The organism is Pontixanthobacter sp. CEM42, assembly GCF_017812015.1.
GTDB lineage: Bacteria > Pseudomonadota > Alphaproteobacteria > Sphingomonadales > Sphingomonadaceae > Pontixanthobacter.
Window position 1 is genome coordinate 694,485 of the sequence record NZ_JADQTN010000002.1, and the last position, 16,767, is coordinate 711,251.

The 16,767-nt window shown below is 56.0% G+C and carries 18 protein-coding genes; 4 read left to right on the forward strand and 14 right to left on the reverse strand.

Annotated features, from left to right (window positions below; genetic code table 11):
• Positions 1-41: 41 nt before the first annotated feature.
• On the forward strand, positions 42-833 hold the full coding sequence (locus tag J9777_RS13370) for a sterol desaturase family protein (protein WP_209349296.1): 792 nt from the start codon (positions 42-44) through the stop codon (positions 831-833).
• Here the strand turns inward: J9777_RS13370 and J9777_RS13375 are convergent.
• The 6 genes from J9777_RS13375 to J9777_RS13400 all read right to left on the reverse strand — a co-directional run bounded on the left by J9777_RS13375 (position 830) and on the right by J9777_RS13400 (position 8,674).
• Positions 830-2,686, reverse strand: coding sequence for a DUF885 domain-containing protein (locus tag J9777_RS13375; RefSeq protein WP_245228746.1), 1,857 nt, complete (start codon positions 2,684-2,686; stop codon positions 830-832). The two genes, J9777_RS13370 and J9777_RS13375, sit on opposite strands and share 4 nt — an antisense overlap.
• A 73-nt stretch (positions 2,687-2,759) precedes the next feature.
• Positions 2,760-3,551, reverse strand: coding sequence for an aspartyl/asparaginyl beta-hydroxylase domain-containing protein (locus tag J9777_RS13380; RefSeq protein ID WP_209349297.1), 792 nt, complete (start codon positions 3,549-3,551; stop codon positions 2,760-2,762).
• Between the two features lie 119 nt (positions 3,552-3,670).
• On the reverse strand, positions 3,671-5,326 hold the full coding sequence (groL, locus tag J9777_RS13385; protein WP_209349298.1) for a chaperonin GroEL: 1,656 nt from the start codon (positions 5,324-5,326) through the stop codon (positions 3,671-3,673).
• A gap of 56 nt (positions 5,327-5,382) precedes the next feature.
• Positions 5,383-5,670, reverse strand: a complete 288-nt coding sequence (gene groES / locus J9777_RS13390; RefSeq protein WP_160612229.1) for a co-chaperone GroES — start codon at positions 5,668-5,670, stop codon at positions 5,383-5,385.
• A 186-nt stretch (positions 5,671-5,856) separates the two neighbouring features.
• Positions 5,857-7,185 carry a hypothetical protein gene (locus J9777_RS13395; protein ID WP_209349299.1) on the reverse strand — a complete coding sequence of 443 codons (1,329 nt, stop codon included), beginning with the start codon at positions 7,183-7,185 and terminating at the stop codon, positions 5,857-5,859.
• A gap of 67 nt (positions 7,186-7,252) precedes the next feature.
• Entirely contained in the window at positions 7,253-8,674 is a 1,422-nt protein-coding gene (locus J9777_RS13400) for an MATE family efflux transporter (RefSeq protein ID WP_209349300.1), read from the reverse strand.
• Positions 8,675-8,828: 154 nt separating this feature from the next.
• Between J9777_RS13400 and J9777_RS13405 the strand changes: the two genes are divergently transcribed.
• The 3 genes from J9777_RS13405 to J9777_RS13415 are packed head-to-tail and all read left to right on the forward strand — an operon-like array spanning position 8,829 to position 10,248.
• Positions 8,829-9,260: a c-type cytochrome gene (locus tag J9777_RS13405; RefSeq protein WP_209349301.1), complete on the forward strand. Its 432-nt coding sequence runs from the start codon at positions 8,829-8,831 to the stop codon at positions 9,258-9,260.
• Positions 9,261-9,307: 47 nt separating this feature from the next.
• On the forward strand, positions 9,308-9,706 hold the full coding sequence (locus J9777_RS13410) for a hypothetical protein (RefSeq protein ID WP_209349302.1): 399 nt from the start codon (positions 9,308-9,310) through the stop codon (positions 9,704-9,706).
• A gap of 53 nt (positions 9,707-9,759) precedes the next feature.
• Entirely contained in the window at positions 9,760-10,248 is a 489-nt protein-coding gene (locus J9777_RS13415; protein WP_209349303.1) for a hypothetical protein, read from the forward strand.
• An 18-nt stretch (positions 10,249-10,266) separates the two neighbouring features.
• Here the strand turns inward: J9777_RS13415 and J9777_RS13420 are convergent, their stop codons facing one another.
• The 8 genes from J9777_RS13420 to J9777_RS13450 form a co-directional block, all read right to left on the reverse strand.
• Positions 10,267-12,534, reverse strand: a complete 2,268-nt coding sequence (locus tag J9777_RS13420) for a DUF305 domain-containing protein (protein WP_209349304.1) — start codon at positions 12,532-12,534, stop codon at positions 10,267-10,269.
• A 181-nt stretch (positions 12,535-12,715) separates the two neighbouring features.
• Complete coding sequence (gene rplL, locus J9777_RS13425) at positions 12,716-13,090, reverse strand: 50S ribosomal protein L7/L12 (RefSeq protein ID WP_209349305.1); 375 nt, start codon at positions 13,088-13,090, stop codon at positions 12,716-12,718.
• A gap of 83 nt (positions 13,091-13,173) precedes the next feature.
• A complete protein-coding gene (rplJ, locus tag J9777_RS13430) occupies positions 13,174-13,689 on the reverse strand; it encodes a 50S ribosomal protein L10 (RefSeq protein WP_209349306.1) in 516 nt (171 codons plus the stop codon).
• Positions 13,690-13,969: 280 nt separating this feature from the next.
• Positions 13,970-14,656: a DUF4386 family protein gene (locus tag J9777_RS13435; RefSeq protein WP_209349307.1), complete on the reverse strand. Its 687-nt coding sequence runs from the start codon at positions 14,654-14,656 to the stop codon at positions 13,970-13,972.
• Complete coding sequence (locus tag J9777_RS13440; RefSeq protein ID WP_209349308.1) at positions 14,628-14,882, reverse strand: helix-turn-helix transcriptional regulator; 255 nt, start codon at positions 14,880-14,882, stop codon at positions 14,628-14,630. Before J9777_RS13440 ends, J9777_RS13435 begins: the two co-directional genes overlap by 29 nt.
• The gene (locus J9777_RS13445; protein WP_209349309.1) at positions 14,882-15,436 is read right to left on the reverse strand and encodes a DUF2975 domain-containing protein; all 555 of its coding nucleotides are present in this window, start codon (positions 15,434-15,436) and stop codon (positions 14,882-14,884) included. The genes J9777_RS13440 and J9777_RS13445 overlap by 1 nt, the downstream gene beginning before the upstream one ends.
• A 26-nt stretch (positions 15,437-15,462) precedes the next feature.
• On the reverse strand, positions 15,463-15,594 hold the full coding sequence (locus J9777_RS14765) for a hypothetical protein (protein ID WP_280842205.1): 132 nt from the start codon (positions 15,592-15,594) through the stop codon (positions 15,463-15,465).
• Between the two features lie 123 nt (positions 15,595-15,717).
• The gene (locus J9777_RS13450) at positions 15,718-16,749 is read right to left on the reverse strand and encodes a 50S ribosomal protein L11 methyltransferase (RefSeq protein WP_209349310.1); all 1,032 of its coding nucleotides are present in this window, start codon (positions 16,747-16,749) and stop codon (positions 15,718-15,720) included.
• Between the last annotated feature and the right edge of the window lie 18 nt (positions 16,750-16,767).

Genomic DNA, 16,767 nt, shown 5'->3' on the forward strand with positions numbered 1-16,767 from the left:
AACCGCTCGACTGCGGCAGCGCTATGGGGCAATGCAGCCTGATGAAGCTTGGCAAGATCGCAATGGTGGCAGCCGCGAGCGCGGTAGTTGGCGGCATCTTGCTGGCCGAGCGCAAGAAGCCGCTGCGTGAGGCCAAAACGCCCGCGATCCCGCGCAATATCCGCAACGCCGCAATGGGCGCGGGGTGCGCGGTGATCGTGGCTGCAGTGGAAGAGCCGCTGACACAGATGATTGCGGCCAAGAATTTGGAGAAAGGCCGCGGGCTAGCGCAAAAATTGCCGCGTCCGTTGCGGTTGGTCGGCGGTATCGCGGCAATGGATTACGGATTTTACTGGTGGCATGTCGCCACGCACAAAGTCCCGTTCCTGTGGCGTTTCCACCGCGTCCACCACATTGATCCGGACATGGATGCGAGCACGGCGGTGCGGTTTCATCCGCTCGATATGTTTGTCTCGCTGCCGTGGCGGCTGGTTCAAGTGCGCGTGTCAGGTGTGAGCCCGAAAGCGCTACGGTGGTGGCGCAACTTCTTCAATTTCTCGATCCTGTTTCATCATTCGAACATGCGATTGCCAGGTCAGACCGATGATTTGCTGGCGCGCGCATTCACTACGCCGAAAATGCACGGCATCCATCATTCGAGCATCAAGACCGAGCGCGATAGCAATTACACCAGCGGCCTAAGCTTCTGGGACCGCTTGCACGGGACGTTCCGCGACGAGATCCCGCAGGACGAAGTGGATATCGGCGTTTATGATCCGCTCGCTAGCAAAGACGTGCCTCTAGATCGTGCCTTAGGCGCACCGTTCCGCGATACGCATAAGCAGCAGGCCTAGCTCGCTTTCTGGCTCGCGATCCACTGATCCACGCGTGTTTCAAGCAGACTCAAAGGCACAGAACCGCCGCCCAGAACCGTGTCGTGGAAGCCGCGAATATCGAAGGCATCGCCGAGCTGCTCTTTCGCTCTGGCACGAAGCTCAAGGATTCTGATCATGCCGATTTTGTACGAGGTCGCCTGGCCGGGCCATACGATATAGCGCCGCACTTCGTTGCGCACGGTTGTTTCCGGCATTGGTGAATTGGCGAGGAAATAATCGACCGCCTGTTGTTCGCTCCAGTCTTTGGAGTGGATACCGCTGTCGACGACTAGCCGGATTGCACGCCACATCTCTGTCGTCAGGCGGCCGAAGTCGGAATAGGGATCAGCGTAGGCGCCCATCTCTTTCGCTAGCAATTCGGAATAGAGCGCCCAGCCTTCGCCATAGGCAGACAGGTAATAACCTTGCGATCGAAATTTCGGGATCCCGGTCAGTTCCTGCGCGATTGACAATTGCATATGATGGCCTGGATTGCCCTCATGATAGGCTATGACTTCAAGCGGCGGAATCGGCATCGCGCGCATGTCGGAAAGGTGCGCGTAATAGATGCCAGGCCGCGAACCATCGGGCGTGCCCGTGCGATAGTGCTGCGCCGCACCGTCTTGTTCACGGAACGGTTCGACCCGGCGAACTTCCAACGGCGCTTTGGGTAAAATGCCAAAATATTCGGGCAGTTTGGTATCGATGAATGCCAGATGTTTTTTCGCGGCGTCGATATAGTCCTGCGCGCCCTTGTCATCGTTGGAGAAATAGAACTGATCATCCTCGCGCATGAATGTGAAGAAAGCTGACAGATCGCCGTCAAATCCGACCTTGTCTTTGATCGCTCCCATTTCGGTCCGAATGCGCGCGACTTCTGACAGCCCGATATCGTGCACTTCATCTGCCGTCAGATCGGTGGTGGTCATCACGCGGAGCTGGTGATTGTAGTAGTCGGTGCCATTGGTCAGTGCGCTGACCCCGCGCGCCTCGGCATCGGCATTTTCGCGGTCTTCAGTGAACCATTCGATTACCCGGGTGTAAGCGGGGGCCAGCTGCTCCGTCAGCGCGGTGCGCGCCTCTTCACGCAACTCTTCGCCGCGTTCTGCAGTGACTGTGCCAGCATCAACCAGTTTGGCTATACGCTCTTCGCTCGCTGTCCAAAGAGCAGAGGGCTTATCGCTTTTGTCGAAAGGTTCGCCCGAGGTGATATTCTGGGATTCCTTGATCACAGCATCATAAGCGAATTGCGGAGGCCGCGTGCCTGCCTCCGCATTGGCCTGAGCGCGGGAAAGCAATTGGTCCATAGCCGTCCCAATCCCGCCCAAACGTGCAATGAAAGCGGTCATGTCGCTTTCGCTTTCGACCTTGTGCTGGCTGATCAGGAAGCTGGGCAGCGCCGAATGCGTTCCGTTCATTTGGTTGAGAATATACGCCTGATTACGGAATTTGGCTGACGCTTCGGCCTGATCTTTACGGAATTGCCACATGTCCCAAGACAGCTTGGCATCGTCCGACAGCTCGTCATAGTCGAAATTGGCTTCCATCTCGGCAGCGGTATTCTGCCACCATTCGAGTTGCTTCTGTTCGGCTTCGACGCTCATATCATCGATCTTGTCGTAATCGGATTTCATTCCGAGCGACGTCTGCAGCATCGGACTGAAAGCAACCAACTCGTCAAATTTGGCGTCAAACCAAGTGTTGATGCATTCGGTTTGTGTGGTGGTGCACTCGATCTTTGCCACGACTGGCTCGGATAACCCGCCGCAATTCGCAACTGCGGCCGAAGCCATCAGCAGAGCGATCAATTTTGTCTTGGGCAGTCGGGTCATAGCAAGCGGTCCTCTTCCAAATTCTGTTGTTGGGCCGTTACATGCGGCAGGATTGGCCGAAAGTGAAGTGCGCCTAGCGTTTGCTTGCGCCGATTGCCGCCTTCACATCATTCACGAAGCTAGAATTCCGTACGCCGTGATAGATGCCGCGTGTAACCATCCTGCCGAGCCAGCGCATTTGCCGTTGAACCTGCAATAGCAACATGACACGCGGCTGATCGGACTCATTCCACACTTCATGCGGATAGGTTTCATCAAATACGAGCCATTCGCCATAGCGCCATTGCTGTATTTTGCCGTCCACAGCGATTTCGCAGCGCTTGCCATCATCAGGTAGCATCAGCGGCAAATGGCAATTGAGCCATGATTTTGTCAGCCCGCGATGTAACGGAACATGCGTGCCGGGTTCCATGATCGACAGAAAGCCGACGACTACTCCCGGAATGGAATCAATGGCCTTCGTCAGCTTGGGGCAGCGCCCTTGATTGGCGAGCGACTCATAGCCGTAGCCGCGAAAGAAGAAGCTTTTCCATGCGGGTGTGGAGGCAATCCGGCGGTGATCAGGAGAGATTTTCCCAAGGGGCGGGATGCTCTCCCGCTCGTGCATCAGCGGTTGGATCTCTTCGCGGAATTCGCGCCACCGGGGGGCCACTTCGCATAGCCCCGGAACCAGTGCAGGATCGATAATTGGTTGGTCGCCAACAAGTGATTGACCTGCAAGGAAACCATTGACGGGATCACGCAGTTTTTTACCGAGCCTAACTGCCGCAGTCTGCTTGGATTTGGTGTAAGCAGGGGCGTCTTCCGGTCGGGACGTCTCGGAAGCGGTTGGGCGTTTGTCGCGGTTGTTAGTCGCGTTGGCCATGCGCAGCTTATAGCACGAATAGCTTCACCCACTTTGTAGAATTCCGACGAAATGCAAAAAGGGTCCGACAGATTGCTCCGTCAGACCCTTTCAAGTTTCTGTGCTGAGAAACGGTAGGCTTAGAAGCCCATACCGCCGCCCATGCCGCCCATGCCGCCCATATCAGGCATTGCAGGAGCGCCGCCTGCGCTGTCGTCAGGCGCGTCAGCAATTGCTGCTTCGGTGGTGATCAACAGACCAGCTACCGATGCTGCGTCTTGCAGAGCAGTACGAACAACCTTTGTCGGGTCGATCACGCCGGCTTTTACGAGGTTCTCGTAAGTGTCGGTCGCAGCGTTGAAGCCCTGCGTTTCGTCATCTTCGCGAAGGAGATTGCCGGAGATCACAGCGCCGTCATGGCCAGCGTTCTCGGCGATCTGGCGGATTGGTGCCAGGATTGCTTTGCGAACGATGTCGATGCCGCGGGTCTGGTCGTCATTGTCACCTTTGACGCCAGCCAGAGCCTTCGAAGCGTAGAGAAGCGCAGTACCGCCGCCAGGGACGATGCCTTCTTCAACCGCAGCGCGGGTAGCGTGGAGCGCGTCATCAACGCGGTCCTTGCGTTCTTTCACTTCAACTTCCGAAGCGCCGCCAACCTTGATCACAGCAACACCGCCGGCGAGTTTCGCCAGACGCTCTTGCAGTTTCTCGCGGTCATAATCGCTAGTGGTTGCTTCGATCTGAGCGTGGATTTCAGCGACACGTGCCTTGATGTCGTCTTCGCTACCTGCGCCGTCGACAATTGTGGTGTTATCCTTGTCGATCGTGACGCGCTTGGCTTCGCCGAGCATGCCCAGAGTAACGCTGTCCAGCTTGATGCCCAGCTCGTCGCTGATCATTTCGCCTTTGGTCAGGATCGAGATGTCTTGCAGCATCGCTTTACGGCGATCGCCGAAGCCCGGTGCCTTGACCGCAGCAACTTTCAGGCCGCCGCGCAGCTTGTTGACAACGAGAGTAGCCAGCGCTTCGCCTTCGATGTCTTCTGCGATGATCAGCAGAGGACGGCCCGATTGCATGGCTGCTTCGAGGATCGGCAGCATGTCTTTCAGGTTCGACAGCTTGCCTTCGTTGATCAGGATGTATGGATTTTCGAGTTCCACAGTCATCTTGTCAGGGTTGGTGATGAAGTATGGCGACAGGTAACCGCGGTCGAACTGCATACCTTCAACAACGTCGAGCTCAAATTCGAGGCCCTTGGCTTCTTCAACGGTGATGACGCCTTCTTTGCCGACTTTTTCCATCGCTTCTGCGATTTTCTCGCCGACTTCCTTGTCGCCATTGGCCGAAATAACGCCGACTTGAGCGACTTCTTCAGTGCCAGCAACGTCTTTCGAACGCTTTACCAGATCGTCAACGATAGTGCTGACCGCTTGGTCGATACCGCGCTTCAGATCCATCGGGTTCATGCCCGCTGCAACCGATTTCATGCCTTCGCGAACAATCGCTTGGCCCAGAACGGTTGCAGTGGTGGTGCCGTCACCGGCGAGGTCGTTGGTCTTTGACGCAACTTCCTTGAGCATTTGCGCGCCCATATTTTCGAACTTGTCTGTCAGTTCGATTTCCTTGGCGACGGTAACGCCGTCCTTGGTGATGCGCGGTGCGCCAAAGCTTTTGTCGATAACGACGTTACGACCTTTGGGGCCGAGCGTTACTTTGACTGCGTTTGCGAGCGTATCAACGCCCTTGAGGATGCCTTCGCGTGCGTCACGCGAGAACTTTACGTCCTTGGCTGCCATGGTGAAATTCCTTTAATTGTGTTCGTTGAATGAAAAGCGCTGGGGTAGGTCGGCGATCAGCCGATCACTCCCATGATGTCGCTTTCTTTCATGATCAGCAGGTCTTCGCCGTCGATCTTGACTTCGGTGCCGCCCCATTTGGCGAACAGCACGCGGTCGCCAGCTTTGACGTCGAGTGGAGTTACAGTGCCGTCTTCGGCTTTGGAGCCGCTGCCTACGGAGACGATTTCGCCTTCGCTTGGCTTTTCCTGCGCGCTGTCAGGGATGATGATCCCGCCAGCGGTTTTTTGATCGGCTTCGATGCGACGGACCAGAACGCGGTCGTGTAGCGGACGAAATGCCATAATGATGACCTCTTCGTTAGAGTGATAAAACAAACTTGGCACTCTCATACATAGAGTGCCAGCACGGCGCATTTGGGGATGCACCTTCAGGGAGTCAACAGGTGGAGAGGCGAAAAAGTTTCACACCATTCGCCGAGATGTGCGTCAGGCTTGCCAGTGTGCAATGTTTACTAGGCAAACACTAGATCAGGGTGACGGTTCGTTCTGGACGGGAAGGTCAAGAACGCGGCCTTGTTTGACGGCCATCCCGATAGCGCCGAGTGCACCGAAATCCTCCAACGGATTTGCAGTAAGCGCTAGGAAGCTCGCCTCGCACCCCGGCGCATTGCACCCAATTGCGCGATCCGGAAAAATCACTTGTGGCGTGTCGATTGTGGCGATGCGCAGCAATTCCGAACGAGTGAACAGCGACCGGCTCGCTTCGGCAATCAAGCCGTCCAATATTGTAGCGGAATAAGCGTTCGATCCAATCGTAAAACGCACGCCCGCATTGCGCAAAGCACGCGTGTTGGCATCTTCACGGCGGCGCACCTCAGGATTCTGATTTTTCGCCCACTCAGATGCGATCAGCGTGACGGCGCTGCCAGCCTCGGACACTTTTTCCGCCAGTTCTTTGCTGATCAGACACCCCGCATCGGATTGAGCGTAGAAATACAAATTCGGCTCCGACGTGTCTTGATAGCATGGTAGGTGGGTCAATATGTCCGCTTCGTTGGCGACCGCTGCCTCAACATCGGAAATATCACTGACTGCAACTGCGATTCTGAGCCCGCTACTGCGCGCGCGATCAGTGATCATTGGCAGCAAAGCTGGGTCCACGCCGCCAATTGCCCAGCTATCATAGCTATTGTTGGCATATTCTGCGCTGTGACGGAGATAGATTTTCACAAGATCGGGGGTGTCGCGCAGGAGACCGCGCCAAACAGCGGCGATATCATCTTCGCTTTCGACGACCCAATACGCATTGCCGAGCCGGCGTTTGCTCGCACGAATTTCGGCCTGCCGTGCGACTTGCTGCTCATAGCCATAAATTCTTAGGGCTGTAGCTTCGTAAATCTCCGCAGGATGGCTGGATGGTCCAGTCACACCGCCGAGTGCAGTGGCTACATCGACCGTATTCCAATCATCAAATTTTGGCCGAATTGCGCTTACCGATGATGCAGGCGCGGTAGTTGTCAGAGCGTAGAAGACGCCGCTGCGTAAATTGTTCTCATTGTGTGTATTGTATGAGTAGCTGCCATCAAACTGGTGGGTGTGTGCATCACCAAGTGGTGCAATAACATATTTGCCGCCAAGATCGACGATCCGGTCTTCTGCTACGCCGTCCCCAACGAAGCGGCCATTGCTCGTAACTCGGTCTCCAGCGACAAATATTTCGCCATTGAACCAGTAGCCATTGGTATAACGGATGGTTTCATTTTCAGTGTCGGAAGCCGTGGCGGATGCGCCGACAATGCTTGCACAGAGCAGAGCGCCAGTAGCGAGTGCTAGGCGTGATGAGACAAAGACCGACATTAGAAACTCCCTCTAGTGAACATCCAATCTAAATACGGACGTCCTGTCGGGAAAGATGCAAAGCTTGCTATTGCGCCTGCTTGGTCCCGCGTTCTGTCAATCCAATTGCATCGCGTCTGATCCAGCGCCACGTGAGCAGCACGGCAGCGACCGCTAGACCTGTAGCCAGACCGATCCACACGCCGATCCCCTCGAGCGGTGTCCAGAAGCCGAGCCACATTGCGACACCAAATCCGGGCACCCAATAGGCGAAGATCGCGATCCACATCGGGACGCGCGTATCTTGTAAACCGCGCAGCGCACCGGCGGCTACGGCTTGCAGGCCGTCGACCAATTGGAACGCCGCTGCGATCACCAGATACTGCAGTGCGAAACCGACCAGTACCGCATTCTTCGCAGCATCGGGATCCACATAGATGTGCAGCAGCGTGCGCGGCATCAATATCATTGCCGAGCAGGATATCGCCATAAAGCCCGTGCCGACCACCATCGCGGACCAGCCTGCGCGTTTCATACCGTCCTTGTCGCGTGCGCCGTAGAAATAACCCACACGAATGGTGGCCGCTTGGCTTACCCCGAACGGGACTTGGAAGGCGAGAGCAGCGATTTGCAAAGCGAGCGTATGCGCCGCCAGCTGCGGCGTACCAATGTTGCCCATCAGGAACGCGGCGGCGCCAAAGATGCCAGCCTCGGCAGAGACAGTCAGCGCAATCGGTGTACCGATTTTCAGGATCGACCATAGGCGCGCCCAATCGGGCGACCACCAGCGGCCAAAGATGTGATAGCGATGCATGTTCCGATCGAGCCGGATCGCGATAATATAGCAGCCAAGCGTAAACAGCGCCGTGATGATCGTCGCAATCGCTGCGCCTTGAAGGCCCAGTTCGGGCGCGCCGAAATTGCCGAAGATAAACGCATAGTTTGCCAGTGCATTCACGCCGATACCCAGAGCCGAAATTGCCGTCGCGAAGATCGGCCTGCCCAATGTCGAGACAAAATTGCGCAGCACCGCTGCCAGCAGCATCGGGATCATCGACCAGATGATGACAATCATATACTCGCTGGCGAGTGCAATAATCTCAGGCTGCTGACCGGTCGCGCGGGCAATCGGCACGATAGCCATACAGGCGGCCATAGCGGCGATGCCGACGATCACAGCCAGCCACAGTGCCATGCGCGTTGCGCGGCGGATCGGACGCAATGCAGGGGCGCGTTCGCCGAGCTCTGCCGCAATGATCGGCGCGACTGCCCCGACCAGCGAGGATAAGGCCCACAGTAGCATGCCGAACCATGACACTGCGAGCGCGGCAGCAGCCAGCGGCGCTTCGCCCAGTCGCGCGATAAAGATCACATCGACGGCGTAAGTCAGCATCTGCAGAATATTGGCGAGCGCCAGCGGCCAGGACAGCTTGAGTGTTGCTGCTAGCTCTGTGCGCCAGGGTGTCCGATCAGTCGGATGCCCGGCATTTATGGAGTCGATCTGCGTCATAAAGCTGTCCCGGATAGGCGCGCGGTATAATCATACAAAGTGGAAATTCGCCCGGTAAGAGATTTCAGTTGCGGCCGCGTCTATCCCGCCACAAAGCAATCTTGCGATCGCGCGGCCTTCGCGTCACAAAGCGCGCATTCTTGAGGAGTGATAGATGCGAGTTCAATTTGTGACGATTGGCATGGGCGCAGCCTTACTCTCGGCATGCGGAGAGCAGGCTGACAGTTCCAGCGACAGCGTTACTGTTGCTTCAAGTGAAACAACCTCGGTGGCAACAGAGCAGACCAATGTCGTCGGCGCTCGCCCTGCCAGTTTCGCGCAATGCGTGGCGTGCCACCGCGTAGAGCCGGGCAAGAACGGAATAGGTCCCTCGCTTGCGGGCGTGTATGGGGCCAAGGCAGGGCATGTCGGCGACTATGCTTACAGCCCGGCGATGCGCGAGTCCGGTCTGGTATGGGATGCGGCGACGCTGGATCGCTACCTTGAGAACCCGCGCACGACTGTGCCTAACACCAAAATGAGCTATGGCGGGATGCGCAGTGCGGAAGATCGCGCACGTATTGTCGCGTATTTACAAACGCTTTAGCGACAGCCTGCGTTAGACGGCGGGCTTTCGACAAGGACCTGCCGACCATGCTCAATACGCTTAGATATTTGCCGCTCGTTGCTGTGGTGGCGTTCGCTGTTCCTACAACTGCGCAGAGTGATGAAGAAATTTATGAAGGCGCGGTGAATTGCTCCGCTTTACATTCTTATATCAGCGGTGCCCTTGAAGGCGAAGATGACGAGACAGCGGAAGAGTTTTTTGAGAGCGGAACGCGGTTCTTCACGTTGGCGCTCGTCCGGAACGAGCAGAACGCCGAAAAGGATTTGAACATGATCCTTGATGGCCTGATCGAGAAGGTCAATGGGATGGAAGAAGACGCTGAAATAGAGGCGTTTATCGCCTCCGGTATCACTCGGTGTGATACGTTCCGCGAAAGCGTCGCAGAAGAATATGACGCTATCGATTTTGAAGAAGACGAGGAATAGGTCACCGGCCTGTGCGATGCAGAGCGAACCAGCAGAAGCGGAGGACCATCCTGATGGTTGAGATGTTGTCGCCAACAAGAACTCTTCTAGCTGCTGCCTCAGCCACTTTTGCACCGAGCACTGCAAAAGTGGCCGTGTTTAAGCCGGTCGACGGCTGCGCAAAGTCCGACGAAGGGAACCCGCAGCTTCAGGAGCAGATCGCAATTTGCCAGGCTGCTCTCGAAAAAATCAGCGGGCTGCGCGAGGACTATCGCCCCAAATTCCGGTACGAAGAAAACCAGATTTGGGCGGATGCTTACGTTCAGCAGAAATACGGTTTTCTACGTATTTTGATCGCCCAGAAGGAATTTCGGACCGCTGGTGAGACTCTGACCAAACCCGTTTGTGCGCAGTTCAGCCTCGCAAAACAGCACTTTGCAAGCATTCCTTCCATCGCTGACGAGAGGGAATGGTTTGGCGAAGCTGATTTAAATCTACGCAACATGGCGGACCGAATTACCGCGCGTTGCGCCGCAGGGTCGCCTGAACCCATGACTGACTAAGCGGTTATAATCTAGCCATTACTCTTCTCCGAGACTCGCCAAGGGCTTGGCGTTTGCCACAACATCCTTTGGCCATGTCACCGGAAACTGCGTTTGCGGATTGAAGGTTTCACCCATATCGGCGGCTTCGGCTGCGGCGATTTCTTCAGCGGTCAGAAACTCGCTCGGCTCCAGCGCGAACACGTCCAGCCCGCGGCTGATCTCGGTTCCGTAGATGCGCCCATTGTACCAATAGGCTGACCAGTAACCGCCCGTGATCAACTGATCTTTGTCGACAGGGCCGCGGTCAAAATATGCGATCTCGAACGGGTTTTGCGCGTCTGTAAAGTCGATCACGCTAATACCGCCTTGGTACCATGCCTGCACAAAGATATCGCGGCCCGGAACGGGTATGATCGAGCCATTGTGGGCGACGCAGTTTTCTTTGTCGCTTTGCGGCGCGGGCAATTTGTAGAGACTACGGAATTCCAGCTTTCCATCGACGATTTCATAGATCGCATTGGCGCCCCAATTGCGCGGATCGGCGGCTTGGCAGCGCGGACGACCGCCGCCGCCCCATTCGTCGGTGAACAGCACTTTGGTGCCGTCATTGTTGAACGTTGCAGAGTGCCAATAGGCAAAGCCTTTATCGACCACCTCATCGATCCGCTTGGGCGCACGGGGGTCGGAGATATCAAAAATGATACCGTTACCCGAACATGCGCCTGCGGCCAGTTTTAGCGACGGGAACACGGTAATGTCGTGGCAGTGATTGGTGGAATTGGTGTCCTGCGTTCCTTCGCCATGGTCGCCGCCCTGCCATAGACCGGCGAGGCGTCCCGTGTCCGGATCGGCAAAGACTGCGGGGCTATCCACGATCCGTGACTTGGATGGATCAGCCACAGGAATTTCGATCACATCGATACGGAATAGGGCCGTACGATCATCGCCGGGCACATCGCCGATACAGCCGGTCAACTCTTCCTCATCGCGAATGCGCGACGTGCCGGAGTTGTAGACAATCAGAGTCTCATCGGTTTGCGAGACAACCGAATGGGTGTGCGATCCGCGGCAGGTCTGGACCTGCCCGACTTGCACAGGATTGGTGATGTCGGAAATGTCGAAGATACGCAGGCCGCGGAAGCGTTCTTCGCTGACGCGTTCGGCTACACCTTGCAGTCCGCAATCTACCCGTGCGCGGGTGTCCTGAACGCTCATCAGCAGTAGATCACCGACAATCGAAACATCGCCTTGCCCGCCGGGGCAAACGGTCGAGCTGACCAGCGACGGCATACCGTCTTGGCCGAGTTTGTAAGCGTTGAAACCGTGGTAATTGCCCGCGACCAGAATGTCGCCGGAGAAAGCCATATCGGTATTGGCGAAACTCAGCAGCGGGCTGCGTTCTGCAAATTGTGGTTCGTCCTCTTCTTCCTGTTCATCGGTATTTTGTTCGTCCCGATCACGTCCGCGCTCGATCATCGCAGCGAGCACATCGGTGACCGCTTTGACATCGCTCTTCTCTTCTTCGTCCTTCTTAATTTCAGGACGTAAGCCGGCTGGGTTGGCAGGATCGAAAAAGCCCGCTGGCTTAGGCAGCGCCGTTACCAATCTCAGATTGCTGATCGATTGGCCTGCGTCTCTGAAACCCGCCGTCAAGGTTGCGCGCGGATCGCTCGATAGGCTGGCAAGTATGGCATTCATCCGCTCGATTTCGGTGTTCTGATCGTTCACCACCTCATCGGTAAACTCCAGAAATACAGGATCGGCAGCGGTGCCCGGCTGATCCTTAAGGTCCTCGACCATATCAATCGCACCTTGGTGGTGACGGATCATCAGTTCCAAAAACAGACGGTCGAAATTGGTCCCGCGTGCAGCGGCAAGTTGCTGCATTTGATCGGGTGTGGCCATGCCCATCATTCCCATGTGATGCGCGTGGCCCATGCCTGCCATTTCCAGCGACTCACCGCGCTCGGTAAGCCAATTGCTCATGAACTCAATTTCGTCTTTCTGAGAACCGCTGATCTTGCCGCCAATCGCGACAACCTCTTCCATGTTCGTCCGCTCAGCAATCAACGCAGACATATCGACCGCTTGCTGGTGGTGGACGATCATCCCTTGCATGAACATCACATCAGCATGCGCATAAGAATTATCGGCGAGCGCGACAGCTTGTTCCGCAGTAAGCTGCTTCGTTGGCTGGCCAGGCGCGCCCGGTTGCACGATCCGCGCGTCTTGAGCGGTTGCCGATACGCTGCTCAAAAGCGCAGTTGCGGCGACTGTGGCGAATAGACGAGTCTTGGTCAGCATGTCGAAGCGATCCTCTAAATCTTAGTGGCGCTGTGCTGGCCCAGAATTGACTCGATGCCAAGGACAAACAGAAAAGGGCGGCACCTTGCGGTACCGCCCTTCCATCTGCAGGCGCTTCAAGTCACCTACAAAACTTGTAACAAGATCACTTGAGCGTGCTCAAGCAGCCTGTCTCACCCAATTACTTGAGTTCAACAGTACCGCCGGCTGCTTCGATCTTGCCTTTGATTTCTTCGGCTTCAGCTTTGTTGACGCCTTCTTTGATCGGCTTAGGAGCGCTCTCAACGAGGCCCTTCGCTTCAGTCAGACCCAGGCCAGTGATGGCGCGGACTTCTTTGATCACTTGGATCTTCTTGCCACCGTCACCGGTGAGAACGACGTCAAATTCGTCTTTCTCTTCAGCAGCAGCTTCACCGCCGCCAGCGGCTGGGCCAGCAACAGCAACTGCAGCAGCGGCGCTAACGCCCCACTCTTCTTCCAGTGCTTTGGCGAGTTCAGCTGCCTCGAGGACAGTCAGTTTTGATAGTTCTTCAACAAGCTTGGCGATATCGGCCATGACTTAATACTCCAAATAAATGACCCCGATAGATAATCGGGCAGGGCGAAAAATGCCCCAGAATGTTCAATTCAAAAAACCGCTTACGCCGCTTCTGAGGCTGCAAATGCACCAAAGACGCGAGCAAGCTTGTTGGCGGGTGCGTTGACGACCTGAGCGATTTTCGTCGCAGGTGCGTTAACGAGGCCAACAATCGTGCCACGAAGCTCGTCGAGGCTTGGCATGGAGGCAAGTGCCTTTACGCCAGCTTCATCAAGCATCTGACCGCCCATCGATCCGCCAACGATTTCGAGCTTGTCGTTCGTTTTGGCGAATTCCACGGCAGCTTTGGCAGCAGCGACAGGGTCGCTTGATGTTGCCAGAGCAGTCGGGCCAGTGAGCAAGTCACTCAGGCCTTCATAATCCGTGTCTTTCAGGGCGAGATTGGCAAGACGGTTTTTCGCAACCTTGTACGATGCACCGGCTTCACGCATTTTTCCGCGCAGTTCAGTGGACTGAGCCACTGTCAGGCCGAGATTGCGGGTCACAACGACCACGCCGCTCTCGTTGAAAGTTGCGTTAAGACCAGCGACCGCTTCGGATTTTTGCGAACGATCCATGTCTTACTCCTTCACTATGGTTGCGGCACAACATGCCCCGCAACCGGCTACGTTTGTCCATGACACCAGAAGCATCACGGGCGAGTCCATTGATGGGGAAGGAGGGTGCGGGGCTACGAAAGCGATCCGCGATACGAAGGCCAATTGGCTTTCGTGAAAATCTCTAATCCCCGTCTAGGCTGGAAATTAAGACCGGCATATTCCGGTCACCAACTGTCTTGGACGGATGTTCACTGGACCCGTCAGCCCAGCGAACGAGGGCGCAAATAGCCGATTGCGGTCAGGAGTCAACCGATTTGGGCTGCGGGACGGAGCGCAGCAACATTACCGCAACCCACAGATACCAGATGATCTGACCCAGTCCGAAGACATCGACCAAATCTCCCAAACTTGGAATAATGGTGGCGATCCCGACCAGACCGAGGGCAATGCCCAGCCAAGCGAGCAGTTTCGGCATTTGGTCTGTCCGCATCGCGAGCCCGCTGACCATCGCCATCCAGATACCGCCGAGCAGCTCGTTGCCGCCACCCAGTGCGTCTTGCACCAGAGAGATGGCCACCCAAGCGCTCGCCGCCTCATCGGGAAACTCGGTCGCTAATGGGACAATTGCATGCATCCCGGCCAAGCTAATCATGCCGCTCGCAATGACGATTGCAGCCCACATCAATCCGAAGGTGGTGGTAATTTGCATCCAGCCTTCAATCTCGACCGATGCCCGGCGGTGCATTGCTATGACCAGAGCAACCAACGCACAGCCGGCCATCGGATACAGAACGAGCATTGCGATCGAGAGCACCGATTGGTTGTCGGTGATGAACGCGATGTTGCCGGCTGGCCCGGCATATCCCGTGCCATCAATCACGCCGATAAACAGCGCAAACCCGAAGATATAGGACGCAGCCATTATCGCCGCAGCGATGCCGCCTGCGCGGTCCAGATCATGCGTCATTCGGTTGTCCGTTTTCATAGGCCAGCAAATCCCCTGGCTGGCATTCCAGCTCTCGGCAAATTGCTTCCAGCGTACTGAAACGGATTGCCTTGGCTTTGCCGGTTTTGAGGATCGACAGATTGGCGAGAGTTAAGCCAACGCGTTCTGCCAGCTCGGTCAGAGTCATGCGGCGGTCGTGCAGAAGGTCATCGAGTTTCACGGTAATGCTCCCGTTTGTGGTTTCGTCACTATTGGCTGGGGGCATCAGACCGTTCCTTCCAGATCTTCGCGCATCTTTATTCCGTGGCGGAAAACGCGGGCGAGGATGAACAGCACGATTGCCATCAGGATACCGGTTAAAGAAAACTCGATATCTGCACTCACATCCACATGATCCGGCATTTGCGCTGCGAGATAAGAGGCAACCGCCCCGATTGGAAACGAGGCCACTTGGAAGAGAAGCACAATCCACCCCATCCGACTCAGGCGGTCGGCATTGATTTCGACAAATGGCTCGCCGTCACGGACCGTATCGATAATTCTACCGAGCAACTGGAAGAAGTGGAATGCGGTGGCGACGACGACAATGACTGCGGCGAGGAACACGACGATCAACGTAAGGATGGTCGCTACGCTTGCAGTGCTGCCGCTATCGGCCAATGAGCTCGCGACCTGATCGGAGTTAAACAGGATAACCGGGATCAGAATTGTAAGCCCTATGGATACGATCGCTGTGACGGCTTGCAAAAGTACGGTCAGTATCTTGCCAGCGGCGAGAAGCTGGTCCCGCTGCGGCTTTGTGTGAGACTGGTTGGTCATGGATTTGGTCCCCTATGTTTTCGGTTTCAGATCAGAACGGGCATAGTTAGGACGCTTGCAGCCTGCGCTGGCGGAACGCTCAACAGCGGTGCGAAGGTCATTGCGACGATGAGCAGAGAGGCCATCGCAGCGGCGGAATTTCGATAGAAACGTGTCATTTGTTGATCTCCAATATGTTTGATATCGAAAATCAATAAGGGCGAGTCGATTTATTGTCAATCAATAATATCGAAAAACAATATGTACCGCATCGTTTTTCGTGATCTTATGGAAGGCAATCGTCAACCATCTTCCCAAATTACCAGCTCGCCATTGGCGTGCATGCAGCCAATTTCGATCCCGTCTCCGGCCTCGGTTTCGCGAGGGGTCAAGAACGGTTCAAACCGCAGGCCCCAGTGGGATAGCGGGTCGCCGCCGGGCATATTTTCGTAGATAATGTCTTCGGCAAACTCGATCCGGAGCCACTGCAGAACGCCATTCACAGTGCCGCCGTTGGAGGTCAGCGTTGTGCGCTGGCGGTCCTCATTCGGTGCGGGTCTGTCGGGTTCAAACACGCAATCATACAATGAGACGGCGGGGCCGCGCTGAAATTTGTCGCCGCGCGGGACGCTGACCATTGTATCCTTTTTCAGCCGTTCGTTGAGCAGCGAGAGATCGAACCCCTCGACATCGGTTACGTCAGGGCGAGCATTGCATTCAGCCAAGGCCCCCATAATCGCGCACCGTTCAGGCACAAAGGTTGCGCCGGGATTGGTCAGTTCTTCTGCCGCATGGGCGAGCGCCTGCATCAAAGTCTCACCCACCACATTGGCGGAGAACAGTTCTGAAATAACCATATCGACGCCGCCACCCAGATCGGCGTCACGATCCAGATCGAGCGACATTTTGTTGATGACGGTGATTTTGTCCGACATGCCGTTGGCTTCGATAATATCGCGCGCGAGATCGGCCTTGGTTGCGTTGCGGTCGCAGGCATAGACATGCTTTGCGCCAGCGCGGACGGCCATCATCGCAAGAAGACCGGTCCCGGTGCCGATATCCAAGATCGTCTTGCCTTCGGAAAACCGATCAATCGCTTCACGATAGGCGACATTGCGCGGAATGTCGGCCAACATGACTTGATGATAGGTGTGCACTCCGTCTGACAGGACCGTACGGGCGACAGCGTTCAATTCTGCGTCATCAGGACGTTCGAGCAAAGCGGCTTTGGCCATTTTGACAGCTTGGTCCGCCGATCCGCTTTCTTTCAGGGACATGGCCATGCTGAGAAATACGGCCGGATCGTCGAAAATAGACTTGCCTGATTGCGTCATTTCTTTGCCAATACCTTT

Bases quoted from the DNA above. Each gene is read 5' to 3' on its own strand.
- J9777_RS13415 (WP_209349303.1), top strand. From the start codon at position 9,760: ATGGTTGAGATGTTGTCGCCAACAAGAACTCTTCTAGCTGCTGCCTCA.
- J9777_RS13400 (WP_209349300.1), bottom strand. From the start codon at position 8,674: ATGACGCAGATCGACTCCATAAATGCCGGGCATCCGACTGATCGGACA.
- J9777_RS13405 (WP_209349301.1), top strand. From the start codon at position 8,829: ATGCGAGTTCAATTTGTGACGATTGGCATGGGCGCAGCCTTACTCTCG.
- groL (WP_209349298.1), bottom strand. From the start codon at position 5,326: ATGGCAGCCAAGGACGTAAAGTTCTCGCGTGACGCACGCGAAGGCATC.
- groES (WP_160612229.1), bottom strand. From the start codon at position 5,670: ATGGCATTTCGTCCGCTACACGACCGCGTTCTGGTCCGTCGCATCGAA.
- J9777_RS13450 (WP_209349310.1), bottom strand. From the start codon at position 16,749: ATGACGCAATCAGGCAAGTCTATTTTCGACGATCCGGCCGTATTTCTC.
- J9777_RS13420 (WP_209349304.1), bottom strand. From the start codon at position 12,534: ATGCTGACCAAGACTCGTCTATTCGCCACAGTCGCCGCAACTGCGCTT.
- J9777_RS13410 (WP_209349302.1), top strand. From the start codon at position 9,308: ATGCTCAATACGCTTAGATATTTGCCGCTCGTTGCTGTGGTGGCGTTC.
- J9777_RS13380 (WP_209349297.1), bottom strand. From the start codon at position 3,551: ATGGCCAACGCGACTAACAACCGCGACAAACGCCCAACCGCTTCCGAG.
- J9777_RS13370 (WP_209349296.1), top strand. From the start codon at position 42: ATGAAGCTTGGCAAGATCGCAATGGTGGCAGCCGCGAGCGCGGTAGTT.
- J9777_RS14765 (WP_280842205.1), bottom strand. From the start codon at position 15,594: ATGACACGTTTCTATCGAAATTCCGCCGCTGCGATGGCCTCTCTGCTC.
- J9777_RS13435 (WP_209349307.1), bottom strand. From the start codon at position 14,656: ATGAAAACGGACAACCGAATGACGCATGATCTGGACCGCGCAGGCGGC.
- J9777_RS13445 (WP_209349309.1), bottom strand. From the start codon at position 15,436: ATGACCAACCAGTCTCACACAAAGCCGCAGCGGGACCAGCTTCTCGCC.
- J9777_RS13440 (WP_209349308.1), bottom strand. From the start codon at position 14,882: ATGCCCCCAGCCAATAGTGACGAAACCACAAACGGGAGCATTACCGTG.
- rplJ (WP_209349306.1), bottom strand. From the start codon at position 13,689: ATGGATCGTTCGCAAAAATCCGAAGCGGTCGCTGGTCTTAACGCAACT.
- J9777_RS13375 (WP_245228746.1), bottom strand. From the start codon at position 2,686: ATGACCCGACTGCCCAAGACAAAATTGATCGCTCTGCTGATGGCTTCG.
- J9777_RS13395 (WP_209349299.1), bottom strand. From the start codon at position 7,185: ATGTCGGTCTTTGTCTCATCACGCCTAGCACTCGCTACTGGCGCTCTG.
- rplL (WP_209349305.1), bottom strand. From the start codon at position 13,090: ATGGCCGATATCGCCAAGCTTGTTGAAGAACTATCAAAACTGACTGTC.